We start from the raw sequence: 26,532 nt of genomic DNA, 5'->3' as shown, positions 1-26,532 counted from the left end.
TCAGTCATGGCAAAGCCTTATCGTGATTTCAGCGATTTCCTTGCTGAACATTTTTCAGGGAAGATTCAGAAGATATCGGTAAACGCCGGCTTCAGCTGCCCTAACCGTGACGGCACAGTGGGTACCGGCGGATGCACTTACTGCAACAACCAGACGTTTAATCCCGGTTACTGCCTTCCTGCGCTCGGTGTCGCCGAGCAGCTTGAAGAGGGAAAGCGATTCTTCGCCCGTAAGTATCCGTCGATGCGGTTTCTCGCTTATTTTCAGGCTTATACCAATACTCACGCTGATATAGACCGGCTGAGCCGCCTTTATGAGGAGGCGCTGGCTGTCGACGGGATTGTCGGCATAATCATAGGCACCCGTCCCGACTGTATGCCCGACCGCCTGCTTGACTATCTCGAGGGTCTGTCCACCCGGACTTTTGTCATGGTGGAATATGGCGCCGAAAGCTGTCATGACTCTACGCTGCAGCTTATAAACCGTTGTCACACATGGTCACAGACCGTCGATGCCGTCAACCGTACATCGGCACGCGGCATACACGTGGGGCTGCATATGATAATGGGGCTTCCGGGCGAGACAACCGACATGATGCTTGAATCGGTCGACGCCCTGTCGGCTCTCCCTATAGATACAGTGAAATTTCATCAGCTGCAACTGGTGCGCGGCACCCGTCTCGCCCGTGATGTAGAGGAAGGCCTGTACGATGTGCCGCGCATGTCGGTCGATGATTATATCAACCTGTGTGTGGCGATTGTAAGGCGCATAAACCCCTCTGTCGCGATAGAGCGGTTTACGAGTCAGTCGCCGGAGGAGTTGCTGATATATCCGCGCTGGGGGCTAAAAAATTATCAGTTTGTCAACCTTCTTGAGCGGCGACTGAGAGAAGCGGCACGTTGACGGGCTATTCAGCCGCAGCACCGGCAGCCGAGTCGGCTTCAGCCTGTGAAATCATCTCCTTTACCGCATTTTCGTAGACCTCTGTCGGTTGAACGCCTACGGCTCCCTTGAACGGGTGGCTTCCGGCAGGGAAAAAGACGACAAGAGGTATCGACGATATGCGCAGGTCCTGTGCCACCTGCTGATTGTCATCAATATTCATCTTGTAGAAATCCACCTTGTCGCCATATTTCACGGCAAGCTCGTCGATAACAGGGGCTATGCGCATACATGGCGCGCACCAGGGCGCCCAGAAATCGACTACAGCCGGGCGCGACAGAGTGACGTCGGTGGAGTCGTTACGGTAGTTGAACACTTTCTCCAGAAACTGGGTCTCGTTAATATCCTTTACTTTCGGGGTGTCCTGCGCCTTCATCGTGAACGACATGGCGCTTATTGCGGCAACCGCCGCACATATTATAGCTTTTTTCATAACTGGCTTAATCTTGTTTTTGTGTGTGGGAGTAATCAGTCGAGCATAAGGCTTATAAACGGTCTGACGGCAGGGAAGTCGAGAATGTGCCGGGTGACGTCATTGCCGAATATTATCGAGGTGAGCACCTCGACATCAATATCGTAGTCAAGACGGTCGACCGGTTCGTCAGTCCTATGGCATTTGCCTCCCGACATTACAAAAGTGGCGTTATTCTCTTCGATGACCGGGTCGCTGACTCTTAATGTAAGATTCAGCTTAGGGTAGGCTCCGGAAATTACTGACAGACATTTTTCCACATTTATTATACGCGCCATTCCGCGCCTTTGAAGCTCTCCCTCGCCGCAACGGTAATATCCGTAGACATTGACCGGCATGCCGGCAAACCTGCGGTGTATTTCCTCAAGCACGGCGTTGCGCGCATCGTCATCAACCGCGAGTACATCGGCTACTCTTACCTCGTCGTCAACCGGAACGGCAAACGCCATCGCCAGAGGGGTGCCCTCGCTGTCGGCGACGGCAGCCACGCTTCCGGCATCGGCTGAATTATCCATAAGTATCTGCCGGTATTGCTGCTCTGTGTGCTGGACCGTACAGGGGCGACACAGCATCATCTCCCGGAAAAAGTTGAATGCTTCCCGGCTGTCAAGGGTTTCATATAGCGTGTAGTCGCCTTCGTGACGGAATGTATGGGCCGAGGTGTAGCGCTCGATGTCGACATAAAAGACAGGTGAGAAGCTGAAATTGCCGTAATAGTCGTAGAGCCAGTCGTCGGCGGGAATCAATGTACAGAATCCGTCGCCACGGTCAAAGGACTCCCGGAGCGCCTGCCTCATCAGTGCCGACATGTAGCCCCGGTCTCGTGACCGGCGAGCCGTAGCGGCTCCGCATATATAACTTACAGAAAGCGTCACGCCATGAAAATTCATGGCGTAACGCTGTAATAACATGGAACTTATCGGTCGGTCGTCTTCTTCAAGCAGAAGCGCGTCGTCATCACGATACACTTCTGAGAAAAACATATCGACATATTGGTCGGAATCGTTGAAACATTCGCGCCAAAGTTTTAAAACAGCGTCTTTCTTTTTCATACACCGGTATAACAAGTGCGCGATTGATTATGTTCCGACAATCTTCCTTTTAGCCTTGGTGGGCGTCGCGGAGAAGGTCGTTGACGGTCTTTACCGGATTGAACGTGGCGATGGGTACTTCAACAAACACTGTGTTCCAGTCGCTCATGGCGCCGTTCCATAGTCCGGGAAGCTCAAGCGCGCGCAGCTCCTTGCCGTTCTTAGACTTTGACGAGATAAATCCGGTGTCGGGGTCGACATAGCCGGGCAGGTCAAATTTCTTGCCTTCCACATCCTTGACATAGCATACGAGGTCAACGGGATTGAAGTGGGTAGCCTTGCCTACCATCTCTTTGTAAGAGTCGTTGGCGGGGTCTATCTGGGTGCTTTCAAGAATCTGGGGTGAGGTCGAGCCGTCGGGGTTGTAGGTGATGAACGGGCCTCCTCCGGGCTCGCCTTCGTTGCGTACCATTCCACACACCCTGATTGGGCGGTTGAGCTTGTTTTTGATATAAAGCACGAGGTCGGCGTCTTCAAGCGACTTCATCTTTTCATCGCGGATGTTAAGGGTGTCGTGCATGAATGTAATCATTTCCCTTACATCGTCGATGGTGTATTTGCCGGTGTTGATCATCGCCAGATAAGATGAAACCTTGTCCTGGACTTCCATGAGATAGCCGGCGATTACCTTCTTGTAGTCGATAGTGGCGCCGCGCTTTGAGTCGGGCACTACGTTGTCGATATTCTTGATGAAAATGACCGCAGAGTCGATGTCATTGAGATTCTCGATCAGTGCGCCGTGACCGCCCGGACGGAACAGCAGCTCGCCGTTGTCACGGAAAGGAGTGTTGTCGGGATTTACAGCTACGGTATCGGTCGATTTTTTCTGCTCCGAGAGGCTTATGTTATACTTTACGTTAAAGCGTTTTTCGATTGCCGGCACGCTTTCGGCGATTTTTTTCTCAAACAGCGCGCGGTGTTCGGGCGACACGGTGAAATGCAGGTTCACGATGCCGTTGCTGTTTGCCGCAGTCTGGGCGCCTTCGACAAGATGCTCTTCAAGTGGGGTGCGCGCTCCTTCCGGGTAAGAGTGAAACTCAAGCAGACCTTTGGGGAGATTGCCGTAGTTCAGTCCTTCTTTGCCAAGCAGGGCGGCGACTATCTCCTTATAGCGGCGGTCGGCAAGCAGAGAGTCGAGATCGGCGTCATAAAGTTTTTTAGCCACTTCGTTAAGCTCAGGATAGAAGGCAAAGCGGTTGAGGTCGGCTATGAATTTTGCGACCGCGCTTCCCTCGGCAGGTTCGTTTGCCTCTCCGTCAAGAAACTCAAACAGAGCCTTGAACATGCGAGAAGCCGCTCCTGAGGCGGGCACGAATTTGTAGACTTCGCCACCGTCGGCAAGAAATTTATCCCATCTTGCCACGGCTTTTTCCTTGCCGCTGTCGTCAAGGCTGACGATGCCCGCGCCTATGCGAGCGGAGTCAAGTATGCGCAGGTAAGGGAATCCTGTTTCAAATCGTTTTATCTGTGCATTGAAAAGTTCGGGTGCAATGCCCCTTTGTTCAAGTGTTTTTGCGTCTTCAGGTGTCATTACTTGGTAGATTTGGTTAGTATTACTGCAAATATAATAAATAATTCCTTATTATCGTGTCATTCTTTTAAGAAGATTGTAACTTGGCACAATCCCGAGTTCGCCTGCCTTACTGAGGTCGGCGATACCCGCCTCGCGGTTGCCGAGCTGTAGATATAGGTAGCCACGGTTATAATATGCCTCGCCAAACTCCGGTTTAAGCTCAATGGCTTTTGTATAGGCGCTTATGGCAGAGGTGAGGTCGCCGTTGGCAACGAGCAAGTTGCCTTTGTTGTAATAGGCAAACGGCATTCTCGGTGACAGCTCTATTGTCTTGTCGATGTCGGCCATTGTCTCCGCGTTGACGATTTTTGCCGTGTGCATGCGCAGGCGGCTGTCGTCGGTACTGTTGTTTTCGCCTATTGACGAGAGATTGGTGTTTCTAAGACGTGCGTTTGCTCTCAGGAAGTAGGCGAGAGTGAAGTCGGGGGCGAGTTCTACCGCTTTGTTGAGGTCGGCTATTGCCGCCTGGTAGTTGCGAAGAGTATAGTAGTCCATCGCACGTCCGAAGTAGTCGATTGCACGAGGTGTGTGGGTCGCGATATAGGAGTTGTAATACTCGATTGAGTTGAAATGCCGAGCAATCGCCTCTTCGTCGTTGAGCTGCGGCTCGTGGTTGGTGACCATCACCACAAAGCGGAGCATGCGGGTGGCGTTTATGTCGTCTATCTCCTTGATATAGTAGGGTATCTCCTTTATTTCTGTAGTGGTGACATAATATGACGGCGTGAAATAAGGCTCGATTTCGATTATTACATTCTGGTCCTGTACGCGGCCTTTTATGCCGGCGGTGTTGTATTCCTCCTTGACCTGCGCGTTGTTGGCGATGGTCAGCAGAGAGGTGAACCGGTTTGCCACATCTTCCTGTGTCTCCGGTTTTTCGCTGGGCTGCTTATCGCCCTCGTTGTCATGACTGTCGGTGACAGGCTGCCGCGAGAGAGCAAGCGACTTGCGGTAGTCGCGCTCTGCTTTGGCTGTCTCGCCCATGAGCCTGAGGGATTCCGACCGTACAAAATAGGCACCCGAAAAGTCGGGAAACGCTTCAATCACCTTGTCAAGGTCGCTTACCGAGTTGGGATAGTCGGCGATGTCCTTGTACAGCAGGGCGCGGTTGTAAAGGGCGTGATAATTATTGGGGTCGAGCCCTATGACTTTGGAAAAGTCCTCGATAGCCTTGTTGTTGTCGTGGACTTCGGCGCGCAGCAGTCCGCGGTTAAACAGGGCGGCGGTGTTGAGCGGTTCGAGCTGTATGGCGTAATCGTAGTCAGCCATTGCCCCGAAATAGTCATCGAGGTTGTAGCGCAGGAATGCCCTGTTGATGAAGAATCCGGCAAACTGAGGCTGGAGCTTTATCGCCTCATCCATGTCGGCGAGAGCGTTGGCAAAATCTTTTGACGACGATATTGCGATGTCGGCTCTCATCACATAGGCATTGGTCGCATTTTTGTTAATCTCAAGCGCACGGTTTATGTCGTCGAGGGCGGCTATCGTGTCGCCTGTGGCAAGCCGCAGTTTCGCCCTGCCGATGTAGCCGTTGTCAAAGCGCGGATACACTCTCAGAAGGGTGGCAAATGATTTTTCAGCGGCATCATAATCCTCAATCTCCTCTTCGGCGAGCGCCTTGTTGAAAAGTATGCCGCGGTTTTCCGGAAGCTGTTCAAGGGCTCTTTCATAATCGGCTATGGCTTCACGGTGTCTTCCGAGATTCTGACGTGCCACGCCTCTTACTTCATATGCGTTGGTGATGAAAGGGTTTTTCTCAATGGCAAGCGAGGCGTCTTCTTCGGCGCCGCGATAGTCGTCGAGGCTAAGCTTGGCTATAGCCCTGAAAAAGTAGGGCTGCGCGAGATATGGTTTGGCTGCGATTACCTGATTGAAATATTGTATAGACAATACATAATCTTCAAGGTACAATGAGTTCTGACCTATACGCAGCACCTGGTCGGTGTTGACCTGCGCCTTTGCCGGGACGATGCCGAGTGAACATAATATGATGAAAAGCAGTATATATTTCAGACGTTTCATGATGCGTGGCTTATTGCTTGTAATAGCGGTGTAAAGTTACGCTATTAAAATTTATTATTAAGGAATTTTGAAAAAAATAACATATAGTATGGATTCTAAAGAAAAAGTAGTGGTGATAGGGGGCGGCTTTGCCGGAATCAATCTGGTGAAGAGGCTTGACCGTAAACGATATGACGTCACGCTTGTCGACCGCAATAATTTTCATAGTTTTCCGCCTCTGTTTTATCAGGTTGCCGCCTCCGGACTTGAGCCCGCGAGCATCTCGTTTCCGTTTCGGCGCGAGATGCGCAAGATGGATAATGCGGCGACCTATCACATGGGTGAGGTGAAGTCGATAGATGTGGCGGGGAAAAAGGTGGTTACACGATATGAGACTATCCCTTACGACAAACTTGTGATAGCTACAGGGACGACAAATAACTTTTTTAACATGCACGACCTCTATAAGCGGGTGTTTACAATCAAAAGCACGGGCGAGGCGATACGTTGCCGCAACGAGATACTCGACAGGCTTGAGAGGGCGAGCATATGTCGTGATGACGATGAGCGAAAGAAGTTGTTGAGTTTTACTGTGATAGGGGGCGGCCCCACAGGAGTGGAGGTCGCGGGCGCACTTGGCGAGATGAAGCGCTATATATTGCGTCGCGAGTATAAGTCAATCCCTCCGGAGCAGCTTGTGATAACTCTTGTCGAGGGGTCAGACCGTCTGCTGCACACGATGAGCGAGACGGCGTCGCGTTTTGCCCTTAAATATCTGAAGGAATTGTCGGTCAATGTGGTGTTGAAGCAGTCGATGAAGTCTTATGATGACAATGTGCTTACGTTTGCCGACGGGTCGAGTCAGTATTCCGGAATGGTCATATGGACCGCAGGTGTGACCGGCGACTCCCCGGAGATAGAGAATGGCGAGCTTCCCCGCGGCGCGGGCAACAGGATTTTGGTCGACGCTTACAACCGCGTGGAGGGACATGACGACATTTTCGCTCTCGGCGACATAGCCCTCCACTGTGATGAAATGTATCCGCGCGGATGCCCGCAGTTGGCGCAGGTAGCTATCCAGCAGGCACGCAACCTCGCGAAAAATCTTAACCGGGGCATGATGGAAAATGAGTTTTCCTACAAGGACAAGGGGTCGATGGCTACCATCGGACGCAACAGGGCGGTTGCCGATCTGAAGCATTTCCAGTTGACAGGTGTGGTGGCATGGTTCGTGTGGATGTTCATCCATCTGATTTCGCTTCTCGGGATGCGTAACAAGCTTGTCGTGCTGACCAACTGGGTGTGGGCATATTTCTCTTATCCCACTTCTTTGCGGCTGTTATTCCGTCCGAGCCGTTATCCGCTACGCAGCCATCAGTAGGCAAATGCCGGACGGCGGTTTTTGCGGATGCTGTCGGGCATCGCCCGGTGTATCTCAGGATTGGAGAGCGCATATCTGACCGGAATGGAGTCGCCTTTCCATATGCGTCGCAGCATGGGGTGCCGTGTGCTGATGTCATCACTGTAGGATTTTCCGTCCACGACATATGTGTAATGTATTATGGTCTCAGTGTAGGCAGGCATCTTGCGGTAGCGGTGTCTGCCGACTTTTTGCATGTGTTCCTCGTGATGCACGCGGCTTACCTGCTCGATGACGGCATTGATGCGTTTTGACCCGGCGTCGAGCTGACGTTGTTCCCAGATGACGCGTATTATGAGTGCGGTTATAAATATTGCCACAGCTGCTATCGCTGTCCACATTATCTTCTTCAGTACACTTTTCATTGAGATGCGATGAGATTAACTGCTGCAAATTTAATGAAAATATGTGGCAGATAGTTGCTTCACGTTAAATTGAGTTTCCGGCCTCAACCATTTCTCATGACTGTTGTTTCCGAGATATAACCCTAAAACACTCAAATTATGAAAATTACATTTTGGAGCGATTATGCGTGTCCCTACTGCTATATAGGAGAGGTTAGATTGCGTCAGGCAATCAAGGAACTTGGATTGCAAGATGAGATAGAGTTTGACGCCAGGGCATATGAACTTGACCCCAATGCCCCGGTTGCCGTTATGACCAATGCGGTCGACCGATACGCGACTAAATATGGCGTGACCCGAGAGCAGGCACTTGCCAAGATTGACACAATTTCCCGTATGGGGCAGGATGCCGGGATTGATTTCAAATATGCGTCGGCACAGTATACCAACACCCTTGACGCCCACCGGTTATATAAACTTGCGGTAAGCAAGGGTGACCCGGAGGTGGCTGACAAGGTTAACGGCGGTCTTTTTGCCGCTTATTTTACCGACAATCTCCCTCTTGCCGATGAATCGACATTGTTGAAAGTGGCTGAAGACGCCGGACTCAATCGTGATGAAGTAAGGGAGATGCTTGCGAGCAACCGTTTTGTGGATGATGTACGTGCCGACGAGCAGGAGGCGGCTTACAAGGGGGTGCGCGGAGTGCCGTACTTTATGTTTGCCGGGGAGTTTGATGTGCCGGGAGCTTTGTCGGTAGAGGATTTCAAGCACGCTATCATGCGTGCCATGAAACTTCAGTCGGCATCCGACGAGAAGGCGGCGGAGGCTCATCAGTGTGGCCCCGACGGCTGCCGGCTCTGATTTTGCCGCTTGTTAATACAGAAAGTTCATAGGGGAAGCAGGTGACGTCATTACGACCGGCTTCCCTTTATTCTTAGAAGGGGTCTTATCTTTTTGCCGCAATCCGGTATATCCATAATTTATCACATTGAAAATATTTCCTAAATTTTGTGGTAAAAGTGTAGAATACTAATGATTTTCCTTACCTTTGCCGGGTAAAAGTGCTGGTGATTTATTAGTGAATGGTACTTTATGTTGTAAGTGCAAAAAATCTTATAGTAAATTTATAAAAACATGTATTCACATTACCTAAAATTTTTGATTATTTCGTTGTGTGTGATTTTACAGGCTAATTCGGCTGAGGCGCGACTCCTGACAGAGCGGGAGGCTAAGAGTGCCGCCGTAGACTTCTTTGTTGACAGGGGCTACGGACGTCTTGCCGATGAATCAGCCTTGACCTGTATTCAGACAAAGACCGACAGCCGTGGTGAAGCGGTTTGCTATGTATTCGGTGCTGTCGAGGGCAATGGATTTGTAATAATCTCGGCTGATGACAGCCATATGCCTGTGATCGGATATTCTTATGACAGCGTGTATGATGTCGATGATGTCCCCGACAACGTGTCGGCGGTGATCGGTCATCCCGCTTCGGCTGTAATGATGGCTGACCGTAGTGTCGTGCGCCGAATCTACGGCAGGGCGCTAAGCAACAAGGTGTTGCCTACGGCTAAATGGAGCCAGGACTCTCCGTTCAATAACTTGATTCCGGGGCGTAAGGCTACCGGATGTGTAGCTACGGCAATGGCTATAATAATGAAATATCACAACTGGCCTGAGCGTGGAAAAGGAACTCTCGGGGATGTGGATTTCAATGTCGCCTATGATTGGGATAAAATGCGTTCCGACAATTATAAATATGGCTATACCGGAGATGAAGGTGATGCTGTGGCATTGCTCATGTCTCATGCGGCACAGTCCATACTTACCGATTTCGGTATGTCAGGGTCAAGCGCTTTTGAGGTGAGAGTACCGGGCGCATTGATTGACCATTTCGGATATGATGCCGGGGTCTCTTACAAGAAGGGCACCGAGATGGAGCGTCAGGAATGGGACCGGCTTGTCATGTCGGAGATTGATGCCGACCGTCCTGTGTTGTATTGCGGTCAGGATGTCTCGGTAGGTCATGCGTTTGTGTGTGACGGATATGAATATGACGGCACTACTGTCTATTTCCATATCAACTGGGGCTGGGGAGGCATTGCCGACGGATATTTCGCCTCCGACAATCTGTCTCCACAGGCGAGCCGCGATTACAACTTTAACAGTCTTAACACGATTGTGTATAATATAAAGCCGGCTCAGTCGGCTATTGAATGGTCGCCCGTTCATCTTACTGCCGACGGTAATCAGGTGGGTATGACTATCGATGTGACCGACATTTTGCCCGGAGAGAAATTCACTTTGCGGGCCGGCGCGTTGAAAAATGTTTCGACTGCCGACTATAAAGGCAAGATTGCCGTTGTCCTGCTTGATTCTGACGGCGCCGTTAAATGTGAGCTAAGCGGTCAGCGCAATTTATCGCTGTCATCGTTGCAGACGGTCAATTATGTGGATATTGACTGTGCCGTCCCCTCCGGATGTGAGGTTTCCGCAGGCGATATTGTACGTCTTGCCACTATAAATGCAGCCGGTGAATATCTCCCTGTCGCCTCCGAGCTTAATGTAATCGGAGAGATTCCTGCCAAGGGAAATGAAATACCTTATTTTGCCATAAATATTCCTTCGGCAGTCGAGGGCGTTGACATAGTAGCCGGTGATTGCCGGGTAATCAAGGGTCGTGACTATGAATTTAAGGTTACTCCTGACGCAGCCGACAAGGTTGTGACAGTCAAGGCAAACGGATTTATCCTCACTCCCGCTTCGGGAAATGTGTATAGACTGAAAAATGTAAACAAGGACCAGGATATAAGCATTATCGCCCAAAATGCGGCGGAGGTGGTGAGCAAGCGTAATCTGTGGGTGTCGGCAGGCTCACTCGCTTCACTTGTTAGTGACACGGATGCCGGTACAATCACTGACCTCACTCTATTTGGAACTATCGACGTGAATGATTTCACGTTTATGCGCGAGCGTATGCGTCTTGAGCGTCTTGACTTGTCCAATGTCGAGATTGCTGCTTCCGGAGCCAATCCTGCAAATGCCATACCTGCAAACGCATTTAAGGGATGCGGCAGCCTGCATACGATAATTCTGCCAAATAAGCTCACTACGTTGAAAAACGGATGTTTCAATGCCGCGGGTCTGCGCTCGATAGAGATTCCGTCGTCAGTCTCTACTTATGAATACAATATATTCCTTAACTGCGGTGATTTGACTGAGGTTGTCTTACGCCGGTCGGCTCCCGCATGGATTAACTGGTGTGTGTTTGTCGGAAGCCCGAAGTCACGTCTTGTCGTGCCTGTCGGCGCAGCGGCGGCTTATCGCAAAGCGGAAAACTGGAATGAATTTCATGAAATAGTTGAGGAAAACCCTGTGCCTGTTACTGCCTGTGATGTGAAATTTCAGGATGCCAGCGGTGTAATGTTTACTCCTCTTACGACAGGAAGCGAAGTCCCTGTAGGCTCGGAATATAAATTTACAGTCGCCACCGATGATTCATTCGGCGATGCGACAGTTGAGGTTTATGCCAACAGTGACCGTCTCTTCCCTGATGAGACAGGGGTCTATAAGACTATCGTCAACAAGGATGTGCTGATATACACGGTGACCAGGCAGCCTGAGGCTACTCTCGGTGCATCGGTGTGGAAGATTACAGGTGCGGCAGGTGGTGTCGGACTTGTTACCGATGTGATTAACGTAGTGCCCGGCAAGGCATTCTCTATCAGGGCAAATGCCTTGGCAATACCCTCAGGCGACGATGCGTCGATGTTTTATGCGGCAGCGCTTACTGACGGTAAAGGAAACATAAAGGAGATTATCTCCCCGATAGTGACAAATGCCTATACCAATCATGGCAATCTGCCATGCAATTTTAACTGCATGGTCAAGGATGCTTCAGTGCGCGAGGGAAACAGCATAATGATTGTCACCTCTTACAATAAGAAGACATGGCGACTCGTCAAGGCTGAAAGCGGAGAAGTCAGCGACAGCATTGCGGCAGTAGGGAATAAGGTCATATATCATACGGTGACTATGCCTGAAAGCGTGCAGGGCGCTTCGATTCAAGGTGCTGTGACGCAAGTCGTGAGAGGTATGCCGTTCTCTTTGAAGGTTACGCCCGTGTCGGTTGACGATGTAATCACTATTACCGTAAACGGCATAAATAAGGTGGTCAATCAATCGGTGGGTAATCTTTCTATCCCTGCCGTTACAGAAGACCTTGACATCGCTATACAGGTAAACCCCGCAGGCACCGATACCTATACCGTGGTGAATGTGCGTGAGGGAGAGCTCGCAAGTAAAATCGAGCAATGTCCTGAGCGATTGAAGGTGGTGGGTGTCATGACTACTGCCGATTTTGAGGCTTTCAGTAATCACGCGTCTACGATAAAGGCCCTGGATCTTGCTGACGTCGAGATCAAGGCTTCCGGTAAGGGTAAGCCCAACTCGATTCCATCCAACGCGTTTGCGGCAAGTAAGCCGACAGTTGCGACGGTGTTGAATAAAATAATTCTGCCTGTTACTCTCGAACGCATAGAGGCGAGCGCGTTTTCTCGCTGCATGAGTCTTACCGAAATTACCATTCCGGAGAATGTGTCATATATCGGGGCAGGTGCATTTACCTCATGCCGTTCACTGAATAAGATTATAGCGCTTGGTAAGACTCCTGCGCAACTTGGCATGAATCCTTTCCCGCAGAATGTAGCCGCGATAACTCTTGAGGTGCCGGGAGAGGCGGTGGAGGCTTATAAAAAGGCTACCTACTGGAATGAGCTGACAATCGAGTCGGCGGCGGTGTATTTTAACATCCAGATAGATCCTACCAGGGTATTTAACTTTAATCCCAAAGCATTCATATTGACAAAGATTCCTTATCCGGAAGTTCAGACTTCAGTGACACTTGGCTTGCCAAACTGCGATCTGAAGAGCAAAGACAATGAGGTGATGCGTCCGGGTGTTGCGTTTAAATTATATGACAACCGGAAGGATATCACCTATACCTCGTCATATTTGAAGTATGGTCAGCACGGAGTGGTTTTTAACCCGGCGGATTCTTCCGATACTTCACTTAGACGCCCGCAGAATCATGTGATTGATTTGGTGTTCTACTACGGTATTGATTTTGTCGCCCCGGCAGGCATAGAGGCTACTCTGTTGAATGTATCGGAGGAAAATGAATGGAAGAATGTTGAGATGTGGCTGTTTGACCCTGAATCATCTGCGAAGCCTACATTGTACCGCGAAGGGGAGAACTATAGTTTTGTTGTCAACACTCAGTCATCGGGCATGGATATAAAGGTGAATGCCGTGACAAAGGTCATGACCAAGACCGGACTATCGCCGGAGTATGAGCTTAGGGAGCAGTTGCTGTCGCCTGATGAAAATGGTGTATATACAATTGTTGACCTGCAGGGCGACACTCGAGTAAGCATTACAGCCGTGCCGAAGGACGGGGCGGTAATCAGCGCCGACGAGCTTGGCGCGATAGATAGTGCCGACGTGGATGACATCGAGTCAATAGGGCTGACCGGCGAGATGAGCGATGACGATTTCAATACAATCAAGGAAAATTTCACCTCGCTCAAGTCGGTAGACCTTTCCGGTATAACTAACGAGTCGATTCCTGATGACGCTTTTGCCGGTATGACAGATCTTAACAGCGTGAATATTCCTGATTGTGTATTGTCGGTCGGAAAGAATGCTTTCGGCGGCTGTCAGTCACTTGAGAATATAACATTACCGTCGGTATCATCAATCGGCGAGGGAGCGTTTAACGGCTGCGACAACCTTACTGTCATTGTTCTAAACTCATCGGGCGCTGATACCGGAGTAAGCCGGGCCATGACTCGTGACGGCAATGCGGGCGGCATTGACGCCAAATCGTTTGCCGGCGTAAATCCTAACTGCCTTATATTCGTGTCTGACGTTGCTCTTGCCGCGTCATTGACTGATGCAGGTAACATAATCTATAATGGAAACGGTACCAGAATCGCCGTTAATGACATCTTGCTTGAGGGTGATAAGGCATTCTCTACTCCCGGAAGTTTCCGTCTTGGCGACAAGAGCATAACTTACCGCTCGGTTGTAGAGAGCGGTGATGAGGGTCATTGGAAAGGACTGGTATTGCCTTTTGTACCCGGAGAGATATATGTCGACGGAGTTGCTCATGAAATAGGAGAGGAGTCAGGAGAGCTCGGACTGTATTCATTCACAGGCAATGATTCTGAAAGCTTGTCTCAGCAATCATCTTTCAGCGCAAATACACCTTATCTCGTGCGTCTCAACGGTGAGGAGACCGGACTGTCGGAAATCTCATTCAAGGCAGTCGGCACTTCTGACGAGACTGTATATGACGTGCCGTTTACGCCTGCTGCCGGAGAGATTGTGAAAGAGGGCAAGAACTTTACATTGTATGGCGTTTATCGCTCCAAGGATGTCGAGAGTGGAGATTATCTACTTGATGACGAAGGCAAGGTGTTCAGCAAGGTCATGGAGACTGAAGATTGTGAGCCGCTGACCCCGTCGTCGGTATATCTGCGCGCTGTTGATGATATGGCTCCCGACGTGCTCAAGATTGACAAGGATATTACAGTGTCGCTTGATAAAGTGCCGGTTTTGGTTGGTGACGGTATCAGACTCTATCGCGACGGAGATTCTGTAATAGTCGTTGCCGACAATCAGGGAAGTCTTGATTTTTATGACTTGTCGGGACGTAAGATAACCTCTGTTGAATTATGTCCGGGTCGCAACACTGTGACTTTGGAACGTGGCGTTTATGTTGTCGCCGGGCTTAAAATAGCGATATAATAAATTGTTGGATAATTCTCCGAGAAGGGTGTCTGTTTATACGGGCATCCTTCTTTTCATTTGGCTCTTATCGGCATTTTAATTATCTTCGCATAGATAAAAGTAAACTAACATTTAAGTTTTATACTTGCATGATGCTTGAAAAGGTAAAGGAGCGCGCTATATCCGGAATCCCGGCTTCGATAGAAGAGGCGCTTGAATTGAATGACAATTATTCCGCCGACTCTCTTGCGGATGCTGCTGATGAAGTAAGAGCCCATTGGTGTGGCGACATTATTGATACGTGTTCTATCGTTAATGCAAGATCGGGCCGATGTTCGGAAGATTGCAAGTGGTGTGCGCAGTCGCGGTGTCACATGACAGGCGTTGATGAGTATGACTTCGTCGGGGCAGATACGGCTTTGCATGCGGCTCGCCTTAACAGCGATGCCGGAGTGAAGCGCTATTCGCTTGTCACAAGCGGAAGAAAGGTGTCGCCGCGTGACATAGATAGATTTTGCGACATATACCGTAAAGTCGCGGATGAGACGGGACTATATATGTGTGCCTCTATGGGGCTGCTCAACCGCGATGAGCTTCAGGCTCTTTATGATGCGGGTGTGAAGCGGTATCATTGTAATCTTGAGACTTCATCGGATTATTTCCCGTTGTTGTGTACGACTCATACCCACGCCGACAAGCTGCGCACAATCGCTCTTGCAAGAGAAGTGGGCATGGAGGTGTGTTGCGGTGGAATTATAGGCATGGGTGAGACTATGAGACAGCGTCTTATGCTTGCCGAGGAGGCGCGCAATGCCGGAGCGGTCTCTATCCCGGTCAACATACTTAATCCTATCAAAGGCACGGCGCTTGAAAATGTGCCGTTGATTGAAGAGGAGGAGATTGTGCGCACTGTGGCTTTGTTCCGCTTTATAGCCCCGAAACTTACGTTGAGATTTGCGGGAGGAAGGATGAGGCTGTCGCAAGAGGCTATGGAGCGCATATTGCGCGGCGGCATGAACGGAGCGCTTATGGGCGACATGCTTACTACCGTAGGAAACGGAGTTGCAGAAGATAAGGCTCTTTTCCGGAAAGCGGGATACAAGGAATGATTTTTTATATACAGCAATAATACTTACGCAATGAAAAAGACAGTTTTTACAGCGATGGTGTCGATGGCGGCACTTTGTTTACAGGCACAGCAGGCTTTGTGGAGCTCAGCTCCCGTGGTGTCTCCGGAAATACATGATGACAACAGTGTGACATTCCGTATAAATGCTCCCGGGGCACGCGATGTCAAGGTGACCGGCGACTTTCTTCCCACCAATAAGATTGACACCCCTTTCGGCGCATTTGACGCTCCCGGCTATGCCGACATGAAACGCGGGACCGACGGGGTGTGGGAATACACCACGACAGCGCCTCTTTCACCAGAGTTGTACAGCTACACGTTTATGGTTGATTCGCTGCGCATCAACGACCCGTCTAATGTCTACCTGTTGCGTGACATATCTTCATTGTCCAATATCTTTATCATAGGAGGCGACAGGGCCGACCTTTACAAGGTCAATAAAGTGCCCCACGGAACAGTGTCTAAGGTGTGGTATCATAGCGACTCGCTTGACATGGACCGCCGAATGACTGTCTACACTCCTGCCGGCTATGAAAATGGCGAAAAACGCTATCCGGTGCTGTATCTTCTGCACGGCATGGGTGGTGATGAAAATGCGTGGAGCGAGCTGGGACGTGCGACCCAGATTCTCGATAATCTTATCGCGCAGGGAAAGGCAGAACCGATGATTGTCGTGATGACCAACGGAAATATATCGCAGGAAGCTGCTCCCGGAGAGACTTCCGAAGGCCTTGTCCAGCCGGTGGCACAGCGTCCGCGGACTATGGACGGGACGTTTGAGGCTACATTCCCCGAGGTTATCGGCTACGTAGACTCTCATTACCGCACTATCCCTGAGAAAGACGGCAGGGCAATCGCAGGTCTTTCGATGGGTGGCTTCCATTCATTACACATATCAAAGGAGTATCCTTCGCTATTTGATTATGTAGGGCTGTTTTCGGCTAAGATTTTGCCCGGAGATAATGTGACATCGGAGGTGTATGCCGATTTCCCCGGAAAACTCGCGTCATTGTTTGCCGCTGACCCGAAACTCTTCTGGGTGGCGATAGGCGATAAGGATTTCCTCTATGAAGAGAATAAAAAATTTCGCGAAGTGCTTGACTCAAACGGCTATCCCTATACCTATGTAGAGTCGCCCGACGGACATATCTGGAAAAACTGGCGCATTTATCTGACCGAGTTCCTTCCGCTCCTGTTCCGATGAACGGGAGCTAATCTTCCGGCTCGTCACAGGGTGTTTTGGGCAGGAAGTGGTGCAACAGCAGAAATCCAAGCACGCCGGCGAGAAGAGAGCCTACGACGATACCGAGCTTTGCATTGTTGAGCAATTCAAGCCCGTGGGCGCCAAGACCGCCGAATGAAAGGTTGGCGATGAATAACGACACGGTGAATCCGATGCCGCCAAGCATTGCTATTGAAGCAATCATTTTCCAGTTGGTGTGGTCGGGAATCGGGGCGAGATTCAGTTTGACAGCTCCCCAGGTAAACAGGAATATTCCGAGGAACTTTCCCAGTACAAGTCCGCATATTATGGCGAGACCTATTCCGCTCCATATAGCCGACGGTTGCATGTGCCACAGAGTTATTCCGGCATTGGCAAAGGCGAATATCGGGATTATCAGATAATTGACGATAGGATGCAGCGAGTCTTCAAGGTCTTGCAGCGGTGATATTACTTTATCTGATGCTGTCTCGACTTCCTTTAGCCAGTTCATCTGGTCCTTGTTGAGTATTGAGCGTCGGTTGAGAAGTTCATCGTCTTCGGCATTGAAGTGGGATATTGATTTACGTATCATCTGAACATATTTCTTTGGCGCGAATACCGGTGTGGCAGGAATACAGAATGCTATCAGGACGCCGGCTATCGTAGGGTGAATGCCCGAGTTCAGGAAAAGATACCATACGCCTGTGCCGATTAGCAGATAGAATATCTTGCTCTGTATGCGTAATATTGAACCGAGCAGAAGCACTCCAAGCAGCGCAAGCGCATATAGGATATACATTATTTCTATGTGGGATGAATAGAATGACGCAATCACTATTATGCCGCCGATGTCATCGACCACGGCAAGCGTGGTGAGGAATATTTTCAGTGAGATGGGCACCCTGCTGCCGAGCATAGCGAGTATGCCGAGAGAGAATGCGATATCTGTGGCCATCGGGATTGCCGCTCCGTCGGCGTAGTCGGTGCCGGAACTTAGCAGCATGTATATTCCCACCGGGACAATCATGCCGCCTATAGCTGCGATTATGGGGAGAAGCGCCTGCTTGAATGAACTGAGTTCGCCGACAAGCACCTCGCGTTTTATCTCAAGCCCGATAGTGAAAAAGAATATCGCCATCAAGGCGTCGTTGATAAATTGCAGCATGCTCATAGGGTGTCCGGCATGGCTGAATATGTTGAATGACCCTACCTGAAGCCTTACTTCCTGATTCCAGAAGTCATTGTACAGGTCGCTGATGCCCGGAAGGTTTGCGACAATAAGGGCAAGCATGGTGGCTCCGATGAGCACATTTCCTCCTGATGCGTGTCGGCTTAACGAGCGTTTGGCCGAATAGTATACTTTTGTCGGGAAAGTCGGGTTTTCGTCATGTATCGAACTCATAGTTGAAGCAATAAATAGTCATTACTTCACTATAACAATCAAAACATAAAGGCTGTTTAAGGGTCTACGCGAGTCCTGTTGACTTTAATATTGCCGGAAGTCTGTCGGCTATGGCTTCTTTCAGTCGCCATGAGGCAACTTGCGGGGTTATCGGATTTACATCGCGCGGCTCATAAGAGTCAGCCGCGATTATTTCGCAAAAGTGTTCTGAAAGTCCGCATGACGGGTCGACACATCCACCTACAGCAACGACAGGTGTGCCGTGTTTCCTGTGATAATCGATGAAGTAGGAAAGCACCTTCCCCATTGCCGACTGTCGGTCGATGCGTCCTTCTCCTGTAATTACCAGGTCGGGGTCAAGGCGGCTTATGCGCGTGCCTGCGACTACATCGACTCCCGGGCACAGTTGTCCTCCAAGCCCGAGAATTGCAAATCCGAGTCCGCCTGCTGCGCCTGCTCCCGGAGTGTCGGGATTACCTGCGGGCATCATGCTTGCCGCTTTACGCAGTCTTGCTTCAAGAAATTTCATGTCGGCGGCTACGGCGCCTTTTTGTGGTGCAAAAGAGAGTGCCGACGGCTTGCCTTCTTCAGCAACGAGTGGCACGCCCGCGTCGTAGAGCCCTACTATCGAGGGCACGGGAATCTTGTTTTTGGCAAGATACATGACCATGCCCATCCCTCCGTCGCAGGTGGCTGTGCCTCCAAGCCCGATGAAAGCCGATATGAAATCATGGCGTTGGCGAAGGATATGCAACAGCTCTCCCACCGGGGCGGAGGAGGAGTGTATTATGTCACGTTTTTCTTCCGGGATAAGCGAGAACCCGATGGCTGTAGCTGAATCAAACAGCACGGCACGCTCCGATTCACTGAAATAATAGGTGGCCTTTGTCATAGGTAGACCGGGCAGCGGTGGATGCAGCATGGCGGAATGGCGGGTAAATCCCATTTCCGCTGCAAGAATAGCCGCAGTGCCCTCACCTCCGTCGGCAATAGGCACAATATGGATTTCTGCCGACGGACACACGTCAAGCACCCCCTCACGCAAGGCCTCGGCTGCCTCGACTGTGGTAAGGGTGCCTTTGTATTTGTCAGGTGCGATTACGATGCGCATGACCGGATTGTATTCTGCCGGCTTTGTCAGTCGAGTTTCAGCACTGCAAGGAATGCTTTCTGCGGGACTTCAACGGAGCCTATCTGCTTCATGCGCTTCTTTCCTTTCTTCTGCTTTTCAAGAAGTTTGCGCTTTCGGGAGATGTCACCGCCGTAGCATTTTGCTGTCACATCCTTTCTCACAGCCTTGATTGTCTCTCGGGCTATGATTTTGGCGCCTATCGCAGCCTGTATCGCGATGTCAAACTGCTGTCGGGGAATCAGTTCTTTCAGCTTTTCACACATGCGGCGTCCGAACGTTACGGCATTGTCGGCGTGGGTCAATGTGCTCAGCGCGTCGACACTTTCTCCATTAAGCAAGATGTCAAGCTTGATGAGCTTTGACGCGCGGAAATCATGGATGTGATAGTCAAATGACGCGTAGCCCTTGGAGATTGATTTCAGCTTGTCGTAGAAGTCGATGACTATCTCGCCGAGGGGCATGTCAAATATGAGCTCGATACGGTTGCCTGATATGTATTCTTGCTTTACAAGTTCGCCGCGTTTTCCGAGACATAATGTCATGATCGGGCCGATATAGTCGGCTGCCGTTATGATTGACGCCCTTATGTAAGGCTCTTCGATATGGTCGATGAGGGTAGGGTCGGGCAGACCTGACGGGTTATGCACTTCGGTCATCTCTCCCTTTTTGTCAAAGACACGGTAAGACACGTTGGGCACGGTGGTGATTACGTCCATGTCAAATTCCCTGCCGAGACGCTCCTGGATGATTTCCATGTGGAGCAAGCCAAGGAATCCGCATCGGAATCCGAATCCGAGTGCCATTGACGATTCAGGCTGGAAGGTCAGTGACGCGTCATTGAGCTGGAGCTTTTCGAGCGAGGCACGGAGATTTTCAAAGTCTTCGGTCTCGATTGGATATACTCCGGCAAATACCATCGGCTTTACCTCTTCAAATCCTTCAATCGCATTGTCACAGGGTGAGTTGACGTGAGTGATAGTGTCGCCGACACGCACTTCACGCGAGGTCTTTATGCCTGAGATGATATATCCTACATTGCCTGCCGAAAGCTCTTCGCGCGGTGACATGTCAAGCTTGAGCACTCCTATCTCGTCGGCATGATATTCCTTGCCGGTGGACACAAATTTGACGAAGTCGTTTTTCTTGATTTTTCCGTTGACAATCTTGTAATAGGCGATGATGCCTCTGAACGGATTGAACACAGAGTCAAATATGAGAGCCTGCAGCGGCGCTTCGGGGTCGCCTTTGGGCGCCGGTACGCGGTCTATGATGGCTTTAAGTATCTCGGGGATGCCTATGCCTGTTTTTCCTGATGCGCGGATTATCTCTTCCGGCTTGCATCCGAGCAGGTCTACAATCTGGTCCTCCACTTCATCGGGCTTGGCGCTGTCGAGGTCGACTTTGTTGATGACGGGGATTATCTCAAGGTCATTGTCAATCGCCATGTAGAGGTTGGAGATTGTCTGCGCCTGGATGCCCTGTGAAGCGTCGACGATAAGCAATGCGCCTTCGCAGGCAGCAATCGAGCGCGACACCTCGTAGGAGAAGTCGACGTGTCCCGGGGTGTCAATCAGGTTCAATATATATTTTTCACCGTCAAGCGTATATTCCATCTGAATGGCGTGGCTTTTGATGGTGATGCCTCGTTCACGTTCAAGATCCATGTCATCGAGCACCTGTGCTTCCATGTCTTTGGCGGCGATGGTGTCGGTATACTCAAGCAGACGGTCGGCAAGTGTACTCTTGCCGTGGTCAATATGGGCGATGATGCAGAAATTTCTGATATGTTTCATAGAGTGCAAAATTACGGAAAAAGCATGGAATATGCAAAGAAAAAGGGAGCGCGGTCAGTGCCGCGCTCCCTGTATGGGGTCAGTCAGTCCGCAGTGTGCGGTGTGACCGGTTGTTTAGTAGTTCCACTGGCAGGCTACCATTGTCAGGTTGTTGCAACCGATTGTACGGAAGTCGGTGATGTAGTTGTAACGGCAGTTGATATAGGTAAGAGCCTGGTCAAACGAAACATCGAGCATCTGGAGCTGGTTGTTGTTGCAGATAAGACGCTGCAGGAAAGTCTGGTTGCTGAGAGTAAGACTTGTAAGGTCGTTGTAGCAGCAGTCGACATATTGTAGGTTGGGGCATCCCTCTACGGTGAAGCTTGTAAGGTCATTGTAAGAGCATACAATGTCGATAAGAGCCTGGCAGTCGCGGAGTGCAAGTGATGTCATGCGGTTGTCGGAGCAGATGAATGTGCTCAGGGTAGGAAGACCAGAGATAATCATGTTGCTGATTTCATTGTCGTCGATGTTGAGGTTCTGAAGATTCTCGACACCAAACAGGTTGATGCTTGTCAGCTTGTTATATCCGCAGTAGAGATTCTTTAGTGACGCGCATCCCTGCACATTCAGTGACTCAAGATGACATCCCTGGCAGTTGAGGGTCTTCAAGGTGGTGGAGTTTGCCACGCTTAGCTCGACAAGCAGATTGTTTGAACAGTTAAGATTGTTGAGCAGCGGGGTTCCTGTGATGTCGAGGTCGGTAAGACGGTTACGGTATATCTTCAGGTCCACCAGTGAGTTGTTGCCATTGAGGGTCAGTGAGGAGAGCTTGTTGCGTGAAGCGTTGAGCTCTGTAAGGGCTGCATCACCGGCAACTGACAGTGAGGTGATTGCGTTACGTGAGACATCAACCTTTGTAAGGGCAGTAAATCCGGAAAGGTCAAGGTCGCCTGCGAGGTGCTTGTCTTTCCACTCGATTGCAGTCACCTTTCCGTTGGTTACGGTAACGCCTTCCCAAGTGGCAGGCGATTTGAGATCAGTGATTTTCAATGCAGTGGCATTGGTTCCTCCTTTTTCAGCCGGCTGTGACAAAAAGTTCTGCAGCTGCTTCACCTCGTTTTTGTCCATCTTCTGTGCGAAAGCAGTCACGCTACCCAGCATGAGAGCAATCATGAATAATGCTTTTTTCATAAACTTTGAAATAGTTGAGTTTAATAATGTTGTTTTAATCCTAAAACAATATGCACTCGTAAAAGTTTACGAAAAATTAGTCCATGTAAATGAATTTCAGCATCATTTATTGTCGCCGGTGGCTTAAATACTAAGGTTTTGCAAAATGTTAAAATTAAGTTATTGCAATATATGTGTCGTCTTAGAACGGAGCGGGGGAGTCGTCGGCGGCGCTGAGAAAATCGGCAGTGCCGCCTGAGAATTGCGATGCCGGCAGGTCGGTGTCCTGGAGGTCATTCAGCTTGGACCCGACAGTGCCGGTAGAGAAGCCTGAGTCTTCTTCTTCCCAGTTCTCAAAACGGGCAAACTTTGCCTTAAAGCGCATCTTTACATCATCGACAGAGCCAGAACGATGTTTTGCCACGATGAACTCGGCGAGTCCGCGGATGTCGTTGCCTGACGCGTCTTCTGAAGAACGTGTATAGTATTCGGGTCGGTGAATGAAACAAACGATGTCGGCATCCTGCTCGATCGCTCCCGATTCACGAAGGTCACTAAGCTGAGGTCGCTTTCCGTCGCCGCCTTGACGCGACTCGACGGAACGGTTAAGCTGCGACAGCGCGACGATGGGGATGTTGAGCTCTTTGGCAAGTTGCTTGAGTGAGCGCGAAATCATACTTACCTCCTGCTCTCGCGAGCCAAATTTCATGCCCGAGGCATTCATGAGCTGCAGGTAGTCGATGATAATGAATTTCACCTGATGTTCGCGCACAAGACGTCGTGCCTTTGTCCTTAGCTCGAAAATGGATAGCGAGGGGGTGTCGTCAATGTACAGCGGTGCGCTGAACAGGTGTTTTACCCTTGTCATCAGCTGGTCCCACTCCATCGGTGTAAGCTGTCCTGATTTTATCTTCTGGCTTTCAAGTTCACATACATTGCTTATAAGTCGGTTTACAAGCTGAAGATTGGACATCTCAAGAGAGAATATGGCGACAGGCGTGTTATAGTTGACCGCCATGTTTTTTGCCATAGACAATACAAACGCCGTCTTTCCCATTGCAGGACGCGCGGCGATGATTATAAGGTCGGAGTTCTGCCATCCGGAGGTGAGTTTGTCAAGTTCATGATAACCCGATTCCAGTCCGCTCAATCCCGAAGTGCGGTTTGCCGCCGCCTGTATTTGTTCGATAGCCTGGCTGATTACAGGGTCAATCTGGGTAACATCTTTCTTGACGTTGCGCTGGGAAATCTCAAAAAGCTTTCCTTCGGCTTCCTGCAGGAGGTCGTCGACATCGTTGCTCTCGTCAAAAGCTTTGCCCTCGATTGACGAGGCGAAAGAGATGAGCTCTCTTGCAAGATATTTCTGCGCCACGATGCGGGCATGAAATTCGACATGGGCTCCTGACGCTATTCGGGAGGTCAGTTCCGAGATGACCACCGGGCCGCCTACTTCTTCAAGCGTGTTGTTGAGTCGCAGCTGCTCGACCACAGTCAGCATGTCGATCGGCTTCTGTGACGCGCCGAGGCTCTGGATTGCTTCATAGATGCGCTGGTGGGCGGGCTCGTAGAAACACTCCGGCTTGAGAATGTCACACACTGTAGTGTAGGCGTCTTTCTCAAGCATCAGGGCTCCGAGCACAGCCTCCTCGACCTCCTTGTCCTGGGGCATGACCCTTCCACCGGTGTCGTAAAGTGATTGATGTCGTGGCTTATTGCGGCCTGTTGTATATGATTGATTGTTGTCAGCCATTGGTCTTGTAGGATTGATTGTTGTTTGCCAAAAATATTGGTAATGCAAATTTAGCGGATTATTAGTATATTTGCATCATCAAAAAGCGGTAACTTTTCAATAATTATTTACAGATATGTATCACTATTTTAAACATGTTTTTATGTCAGCTCTGCTCGTTACGGCTGCTTCGTGTGCCAATAATGGGGGTGATGAGAAAATCATCGACAAGACTGACTTCAAGAGTGCCGACGGGGTGTTTGACATCGACGCGCTTGAGGCTCTCGGTCGTGTAAGCGGTGCCGTGGTTTCTCCCGACGGCAAGAAAGTGCTATATGGCGTCTCTTATGAAAGTGTAGAGGAAAACAAGTCAAACAATGACCTGTATGTGATGAATACCGACGGCAGTGACGTGCAGCGAATCACGCGCACCGCTTCATCGGAGGGTAACGCAGTGTGGATTAACGGCGGCAAGCAGATTGCATTCCTTTATCCCGAAAACGGGGTGAGCCAGGTGTGGGTGATGAATGCCGACGGTTCCGGCAGGGAGTGTGTAAGTTCGGTAGAGAAGGGTGTGTCGGGATTCCTTGTTTCGCCAGATGAATCAAAAATCCTTCTTATATCTAATGTAAAGTATGCTCAGACTGCTCAGGATGCCTATCCCGACCTTCCCAAGGCTACCGGCAGAATTATCGATGACATGATGTACAAGCACTGGGACGAGTGGGTGACAGAGATACCTCATCCTTTCATTGCTGACTTTGACGGCAAGAAGGTGAGCAATCCGGTCGACATCATGGAGGGAGAGATGTTTGAGTCGCCTGTGAAGCCGTTTGGCGGGATAGAATCGTTTGCCTGGTCGCCCGACAGCCGTAAGGTAGCTTATGTGTCGCGCAAAAAGACCGGTATGGAATATGCCATTTCAACCAATTCTGATATATTCCTGTATGATGTTGCGGAAAAGTCGACCGACAATCTCACCGAGGGCATGATGGGATATGACACCAATCCTGTGTTCTCGCCCGACGGGTCTATGCTGGCATGGCTCTCTATGGAGCATGACGGATATGAGAGCGACAAGAATCGCATTTTTATACTTGACTTCGCTACGGGAGAGAAGCGCGATCTTACTGCCGATTGGGATTATACCGTTGATGCCATCGCATGGCAGCCTTCGAGCCGCGGACTATTTTTCCTTGCTTACCGTGACGGTGTACGTCCCGTATTCTCGATGCTTCTTGACGGCACGGTGTCGGTAATCGCTCAGGGTGAATGTGATTACGACTGGCTTTCTCCGGTGTCGGACAGCGAACTTGTCGTGATGAGTCATTCGATGCTTCGTCCTAATGAGATATACCTCGCATCGGCTGAAAAGACTACGTTGATTTCTCATGTGAATGACGATATTTTTGCGCAGCTCAAGATGCCGAGAGTCGAGAGAAAGATGGTCCCGACTACCGATGGCAAGGAGATGCTTGTATGGGCTTTGTATCCTCAGGATTTTGACAGCACCAAGACCTATCCCGCTCTCCTTTATTGTCAGGGCGGTCCTCAGCAGGCTGTAAGCCAGTTCTGGAGCTATAGGTGGAATCTTGCGCTTATGGCTGCTCACGGCTATGTAATCATTGCCCCTAACCGTCGCGGACTTCCCGGTTTCGGCACAGAGTGGAATGCTCAGATTTCAGGTGACTACGGTGGTCAGAACATGCGTGATTATCTTGCCGCTGTCGATTACATGAAGCAGTATCCTTACATAGATGCGAAGCGAATAGGTGCTACCGGAGCAAGCTACGGCGGATTCTCTGTATACTGGCTCGCCGGCAATCACGACCATCGTTTCTCGGCTCTTCTCGCTCATGCCGGTATATTCAACATGGAGGCCCAGTATCTTGAGACTGAAGAGATGTGGTTTGCCAACTGGGATATGGGCGGTGGCGCGTCAAACGCACCTGCTAACAGCGCCGATGCTCCCGACTATGGTGCGTTCTGGCGTAAGGACAATGCTACCGCACAGCGCACATTTGCGCTCTCACCCCATCGTTTTGTTGACAAGTGGGACACCCCGATTATGATTTCTCATGGAGAATTTGACTATCGTATACTCTCGTCGCAAGGCGAAATGGCGTTTAATGCCGCCAAACTTCGTGGCATCCCTGCCGAAATGGTCATCTTCCCGGATGAGAACCACTGGATTCTCAAGCCTCAGAACGCCATATTATGGCAGCGTCTGTTCTTCCGCTGGTTTGACCGCTGGCTGAAGCCCGCTCCGGAATCAACCCCATCCAACTGACTTTTGTGACATAAAAAGAGGCTGTTCAAATGAACGGCCTCTTTGATTTTAAGAAATTTAAAATTT

At 50.2% G+C, this 26,532-nt stretch carries 17 protein-coding genes; 7 read left to right on the top strand and 10 right to left on the bottom strand.

The annotated features are described in order from the left end of the window. The first annotated feature begins 6 nt into the window (after positions 1–6). Complete coding sequence (locus E4T81_RS06785; RefSeq protein WP_135042698.1) at positions 7–903, top strand: TIGR01212 family radical SAM protein; 897 nt, start codon at positions 7–9, stop codon at positions 901–903. 4 nt (positions 904–907) lie between these two features. Here the strand turns inward: E4T81_RS06785 and E4T81_RS06780 are convergent, their stop codons facing one another. From E4T81_RS06780 to E4T81_RS06765, 4 genes are read right to left on the bottom strand one after another with little or no spacing between them, the layout of a single operon-like run. Beyond that, positions 908–1,375 (bottom strand): co-chaperone YbbN, encoded by a 468-nt coding sequence (locus tag E4T81_RS06780; RefSeq protein WP_135042696.1) that lies wholly within the window; start codon positions 1,373–1,375, stop codon positions 908–910. A 35-nt stretch (positions 1,376–1,410) separates the two neighbouring features. Further along, positions 1,411–2,466 (bottom strand): GNAT family N-acetyltransferase, encoded by a 1,056-nt coding sequence (locus tag E4T81_RS06775; protein ID WP_135042694.1) that lies wholly within the window; start codon positions 2,464–2,466, stop codon positions 1,411–1,413. Positions 2,467–2,515: 49 nt separating this feature from the next. Beyond that, positions 2,516–4,036: a DUF4301 family protein gene (locus tag E4T81_RS06770; RefSeq protein WP_135042692.1), complete on the bottom strand. Its 1,521-nt coding sequence runs from the start codon at positions 4,034–4,036 to the stop codon at positions 2,516–2,518. Positions 4,037–4,087: 51 nt separating this feature from the next. After that, a complete protein-coding gene (locus E4T81_RS06765) occupies positions 4,088–6,100 on the bottom strand; it encodes a tetratricopeptide repeat protein (protein ID WP_135042690.1) in 2,013 nt (670 codons plus the stop codon). A gap of 88 nt (positions 6,101–6,188) precedes the next feature. Here E4T81_RS06765 and E4T81_RS06760 point away from each other — a divergent pair, with 88 nt between their 5' ends. Continuing rightward, positions 6,189–7,460, top strand: a complete 1,272-nt coding sequence (locus E4T81_RS06760; RefSeq protein ID WP_135042688.1) for an NAD(P)/FAD-dependent oxidoreductase — start codon at positions 6,189–6,191, stop codon at positions 7,458–7,460. Here E4T81_RS06760 and E4T81_RS06755 read toward each other — a convergent pair. Then, complete coding sequence (locus E4T81_RS06755) at positions 7,454–7,864, bottom strand: hypothetical protein (protein WP_135042686.1); 411 nt, start codon at positions 7,862–7,864, stop codon at positions 7,454–7,456. The genes E4T81_RS06760 and E4T81_RS06755 overlap by 7 nt on opposite strands. Positions 7,865–8,002: 138 nt before the next feature. Here E4T81_RS06755 and E4T81_RS06750 point away from each other — a divergent pair, with 138 nt between their 5' ends. The 4 genes from E4T81_RS06750 (at position 8,003) to E4T81_RS06735 (ending at position 16,968) form a co-directional block, all read left to right on the top strand. Beyond that, on the top strand, positions 8,003–8,707 hold the full coding sequence (locus E4T81_RS06750; RefSeq protein WP_135042684.1) for a DsbA family oxidoreductase: 705 nt from the start codon (positions 8,003–8,005) through the stop codon (positions 8,705–8,707). Positions 8,708–9,022: 315 nt separating this feature from the next. Next, positions 9,023–14,653: a C10 family peptidase gene (locus E4T81_RS06745; protein WP_209308164.1), complete on the top strand. Its 5,631-nt coding sequence runs from the start codon at positions 9,023–9,025 to the stop codon at positions 14,651–14,653. 131 nt (positions 14,654–14,784) lie between these two features. After that, positions 14,785–15,744: a biotin synthase BioB gene (gene bioB, locus E4T81_RS06740; protein ID WP_245207027.1), complete on the top strand. Its 960-nt coding sequence runs from the start codon at positions 14,785–14,787 to the stop codon at positions 15,742–15,744. A 30-nt stretch (positions 15,745–15,774) separates the two neighbouring features. Then, entirely contained in the window at positions 15,775–16,968 is a 1,194-nt protein-coding gene (locus tag E4T81_RS06735) for an esterase (RefSeq protein WP_135042680.1), read from the top strand. A 7-nt stretch (positions 16,969–16,975) separates the two neighbouring features. On the opposite strand, the gene nhaA is transcribed toward E4T81_RS06735, so the two are convergent. The 5 genes from nhaA to dnaB form a co-directional block, all read right to left on the bottom strand. Then, positions 16,976–18,370: a Na+/H+ antiporter NhaA gene (nhaA, locus tag E4T81_RS06730; protein ID WP_135042678.1), complete on the bottom strand. Its 1,395-nt coding sequence runs from the start codon at positions 18,368–18,370 to the stop codon at positions 16,976–16,978. Between the two features lie 64 nt (positions 18,371–18,434). Further along, positions 18,435–19,481, bottom strand: a complete 1,047-nt coding sequence (locus E4T81_RS06725) for a glycerate kinase (RefSeq protein ID WP_135042676.1) — start codon at positions 19,479–19,481, stop codon at positions 18,435–18,437. Positions 19,482–19,507: 26 nt separating this feature from the next. Then, complete coding sequence (lepA, locus tag E4T81_RS06720) at positions 19,508–21,295, bottom strand: translation elongation factor 4 (protein ID WP_135042674.1); 1,788 nt, start codon at positions 21,293–21,295, stop codon at positions 19,508–19,510. Between the two features lie 114 nt (positions 21,296–21,409). Further along, complete coding sequence (locus E4T81_RS06715) at positions 21,410–22,468, bottom strand: leucine-rich repeat domain-containing protein (RefSeq protein ID WP_135042672.1); 1,059 nt, start codon at positions 22,466–22,468, stop codon at positions 21,410–21,412. A gap of 181 nt (positions 22,469–22,649) precedes the next feature. Continuing rightward, the gene (gene dnaB, locus E4T81_RS06710; RefSeq protein WP_135042670.1) at positions 22,650–24,197 is read right to left on the bottom strand and encodes a replicative DNA helicase; all 1,548 of its coding nucleotides are present in this window, start codon (positions 24,195–24,197) and stop codon (positions 22,650–22,652) included. 142 nt (positions 24,198–24,339) lie between these two features. On the opposite strand from dnaB, the gene E4T81_RS06705 reads away from it, so the two are divergent. Beyond that, positions 24,340–26,466 carry a S9 family peptidase gene (locus tag E4T81_RS06705; protein WP_135042668.1) on the top strand — a complete coding sequence of 709 codons (2,127 nt, stop codon included), beginning with the start codon at positions 24,340–24,342 and terminating at the stop codon, positions 26,464–26,466. The last annotated feature ends 66 nt before the right edge of the window (positions 26,467–26,532 follow it).

Origin of the sequence: Barnesiella sp. WM24 (genome assembly GCF_004570975.1) — a bacterium.
Lineage (GTDB): Bacteria > Bacteroidota > Bacteroidia > Bacteroidales > Muribaculaceae > Muribaculum.
Note: the sequence above shows the minus strand (reverse complement) of the source record. Positions and strands in the feature narration are given on the sequence as shown.

Bases quoted from the DNA above. Each gene is read 5' to 3' on its own strand.
- E4T81_RS06785 (WP_135042698.1), top strand. From the start codon at position 7: ATGGCAAAGCCTTATCGTGATTTCAGCGATTTCCTTGCTGAACATTTT.
- E4T81_RS06780 (WP_135042696.1), bottom strand. From the start codon at position 1,375: ATGAAAAAAGCTATAATATGTGCGGCGGTTGCCGCAATAAGCGCCATG.
- E4T81_RS06775 (WP_135042694.1), bottom strand. From the start codon at position 2,466: ATGAAAAAGAAAGACGCTGTTTTAAAACTTTGGCGCGAATGTTTCAAC.
- E4T81_RS06770 (WP_135042692.1), bottom strand. From the start codon at position 4,036: ATGACACCTGAAGACGCAAAAACACTTGAACAAAGGGGCATTGCACCC.
- E4T81_RS06765 (WP_135042690.1), bottom strand. From the start codon at position 6,100: ATGAAACGTCTGAAATATATACTGCTTTTCATCATATTATGTTCACTC.
- E4T81_RS06760 (WP_135042688.1), top strand. From the start codon at position 6,189: ATGGATTCTAAAGAAAAAGTAGTGGTGATAGGGGGCGGCTTTGCCGGA.
- E4T81_RS06755 (WP_135042686.1), bottom strand. From the start codon at position 7,864: ATGAAAAGTGTACTGAAGAAGATAATGTGGACAGCGATAGCAGCTGTG.
- E4T81_RS06750 (WP_135042684.1), top strand. From the start codon at position 8,003: ATGAAAATTACATTTTGGAGCGATTATGCGTGTCCCTACTGCTATATA.
- bioB (WP_245207027.1), top strand. From the start codon at position 14,785: ATGATGCTTGAAAAGGTAAAGGAGCGCGCTATATCCGGAATCCCGGCT.
- E4T81_RS06735 (WP_135042680.1), top strand. From the start codon at position 15,775: ATGAAAAAGACAGTTTTTACAGCGATGGTGTCGATGGCGGCACTTTGT.
- nhaA (WP_135042678.1), bottom strand. From the start codon at position 18,370: ATGAGTTCGATACATGACGAAAACCCGACTTTCCCGACAAAAGTATAC.
- E4T81_RS06725 (WP_135042676.1), bottom strand. From the start codon at position 19,481: ATGCGCATCGTAATCGCACCTGACAAATACAAAGGCACCCTTACCACA.
- lepA (WP_135042674.1), bottom strand. From the start codon at position 21,295: ATGAAACATATCAGAAATTTCTGCATCATCGCCCATATTGACCACGGC.
- E4T81_RS06715 (WP_135042672.1), bottom strand. From the start codon at position 22,468: ATGAAAAAAGCATTATTCATGATTGCTCTCATGCTGGGTAGCGTGACT.
- dnaB (WP_135042670.1), bottom strand. From the start codon at position 24,197: ATGGCTGACAACAATCAATCATATACAACAGGCCGCAATAAGCCACGA.
- E4T81_RS06705 (WP_135042668.1), top strand. From the start codon at position 24,340: ATGTCAGCTCTGCTCGTTACGGCTGCTTCGTGTGCCAATAATGGGGGT.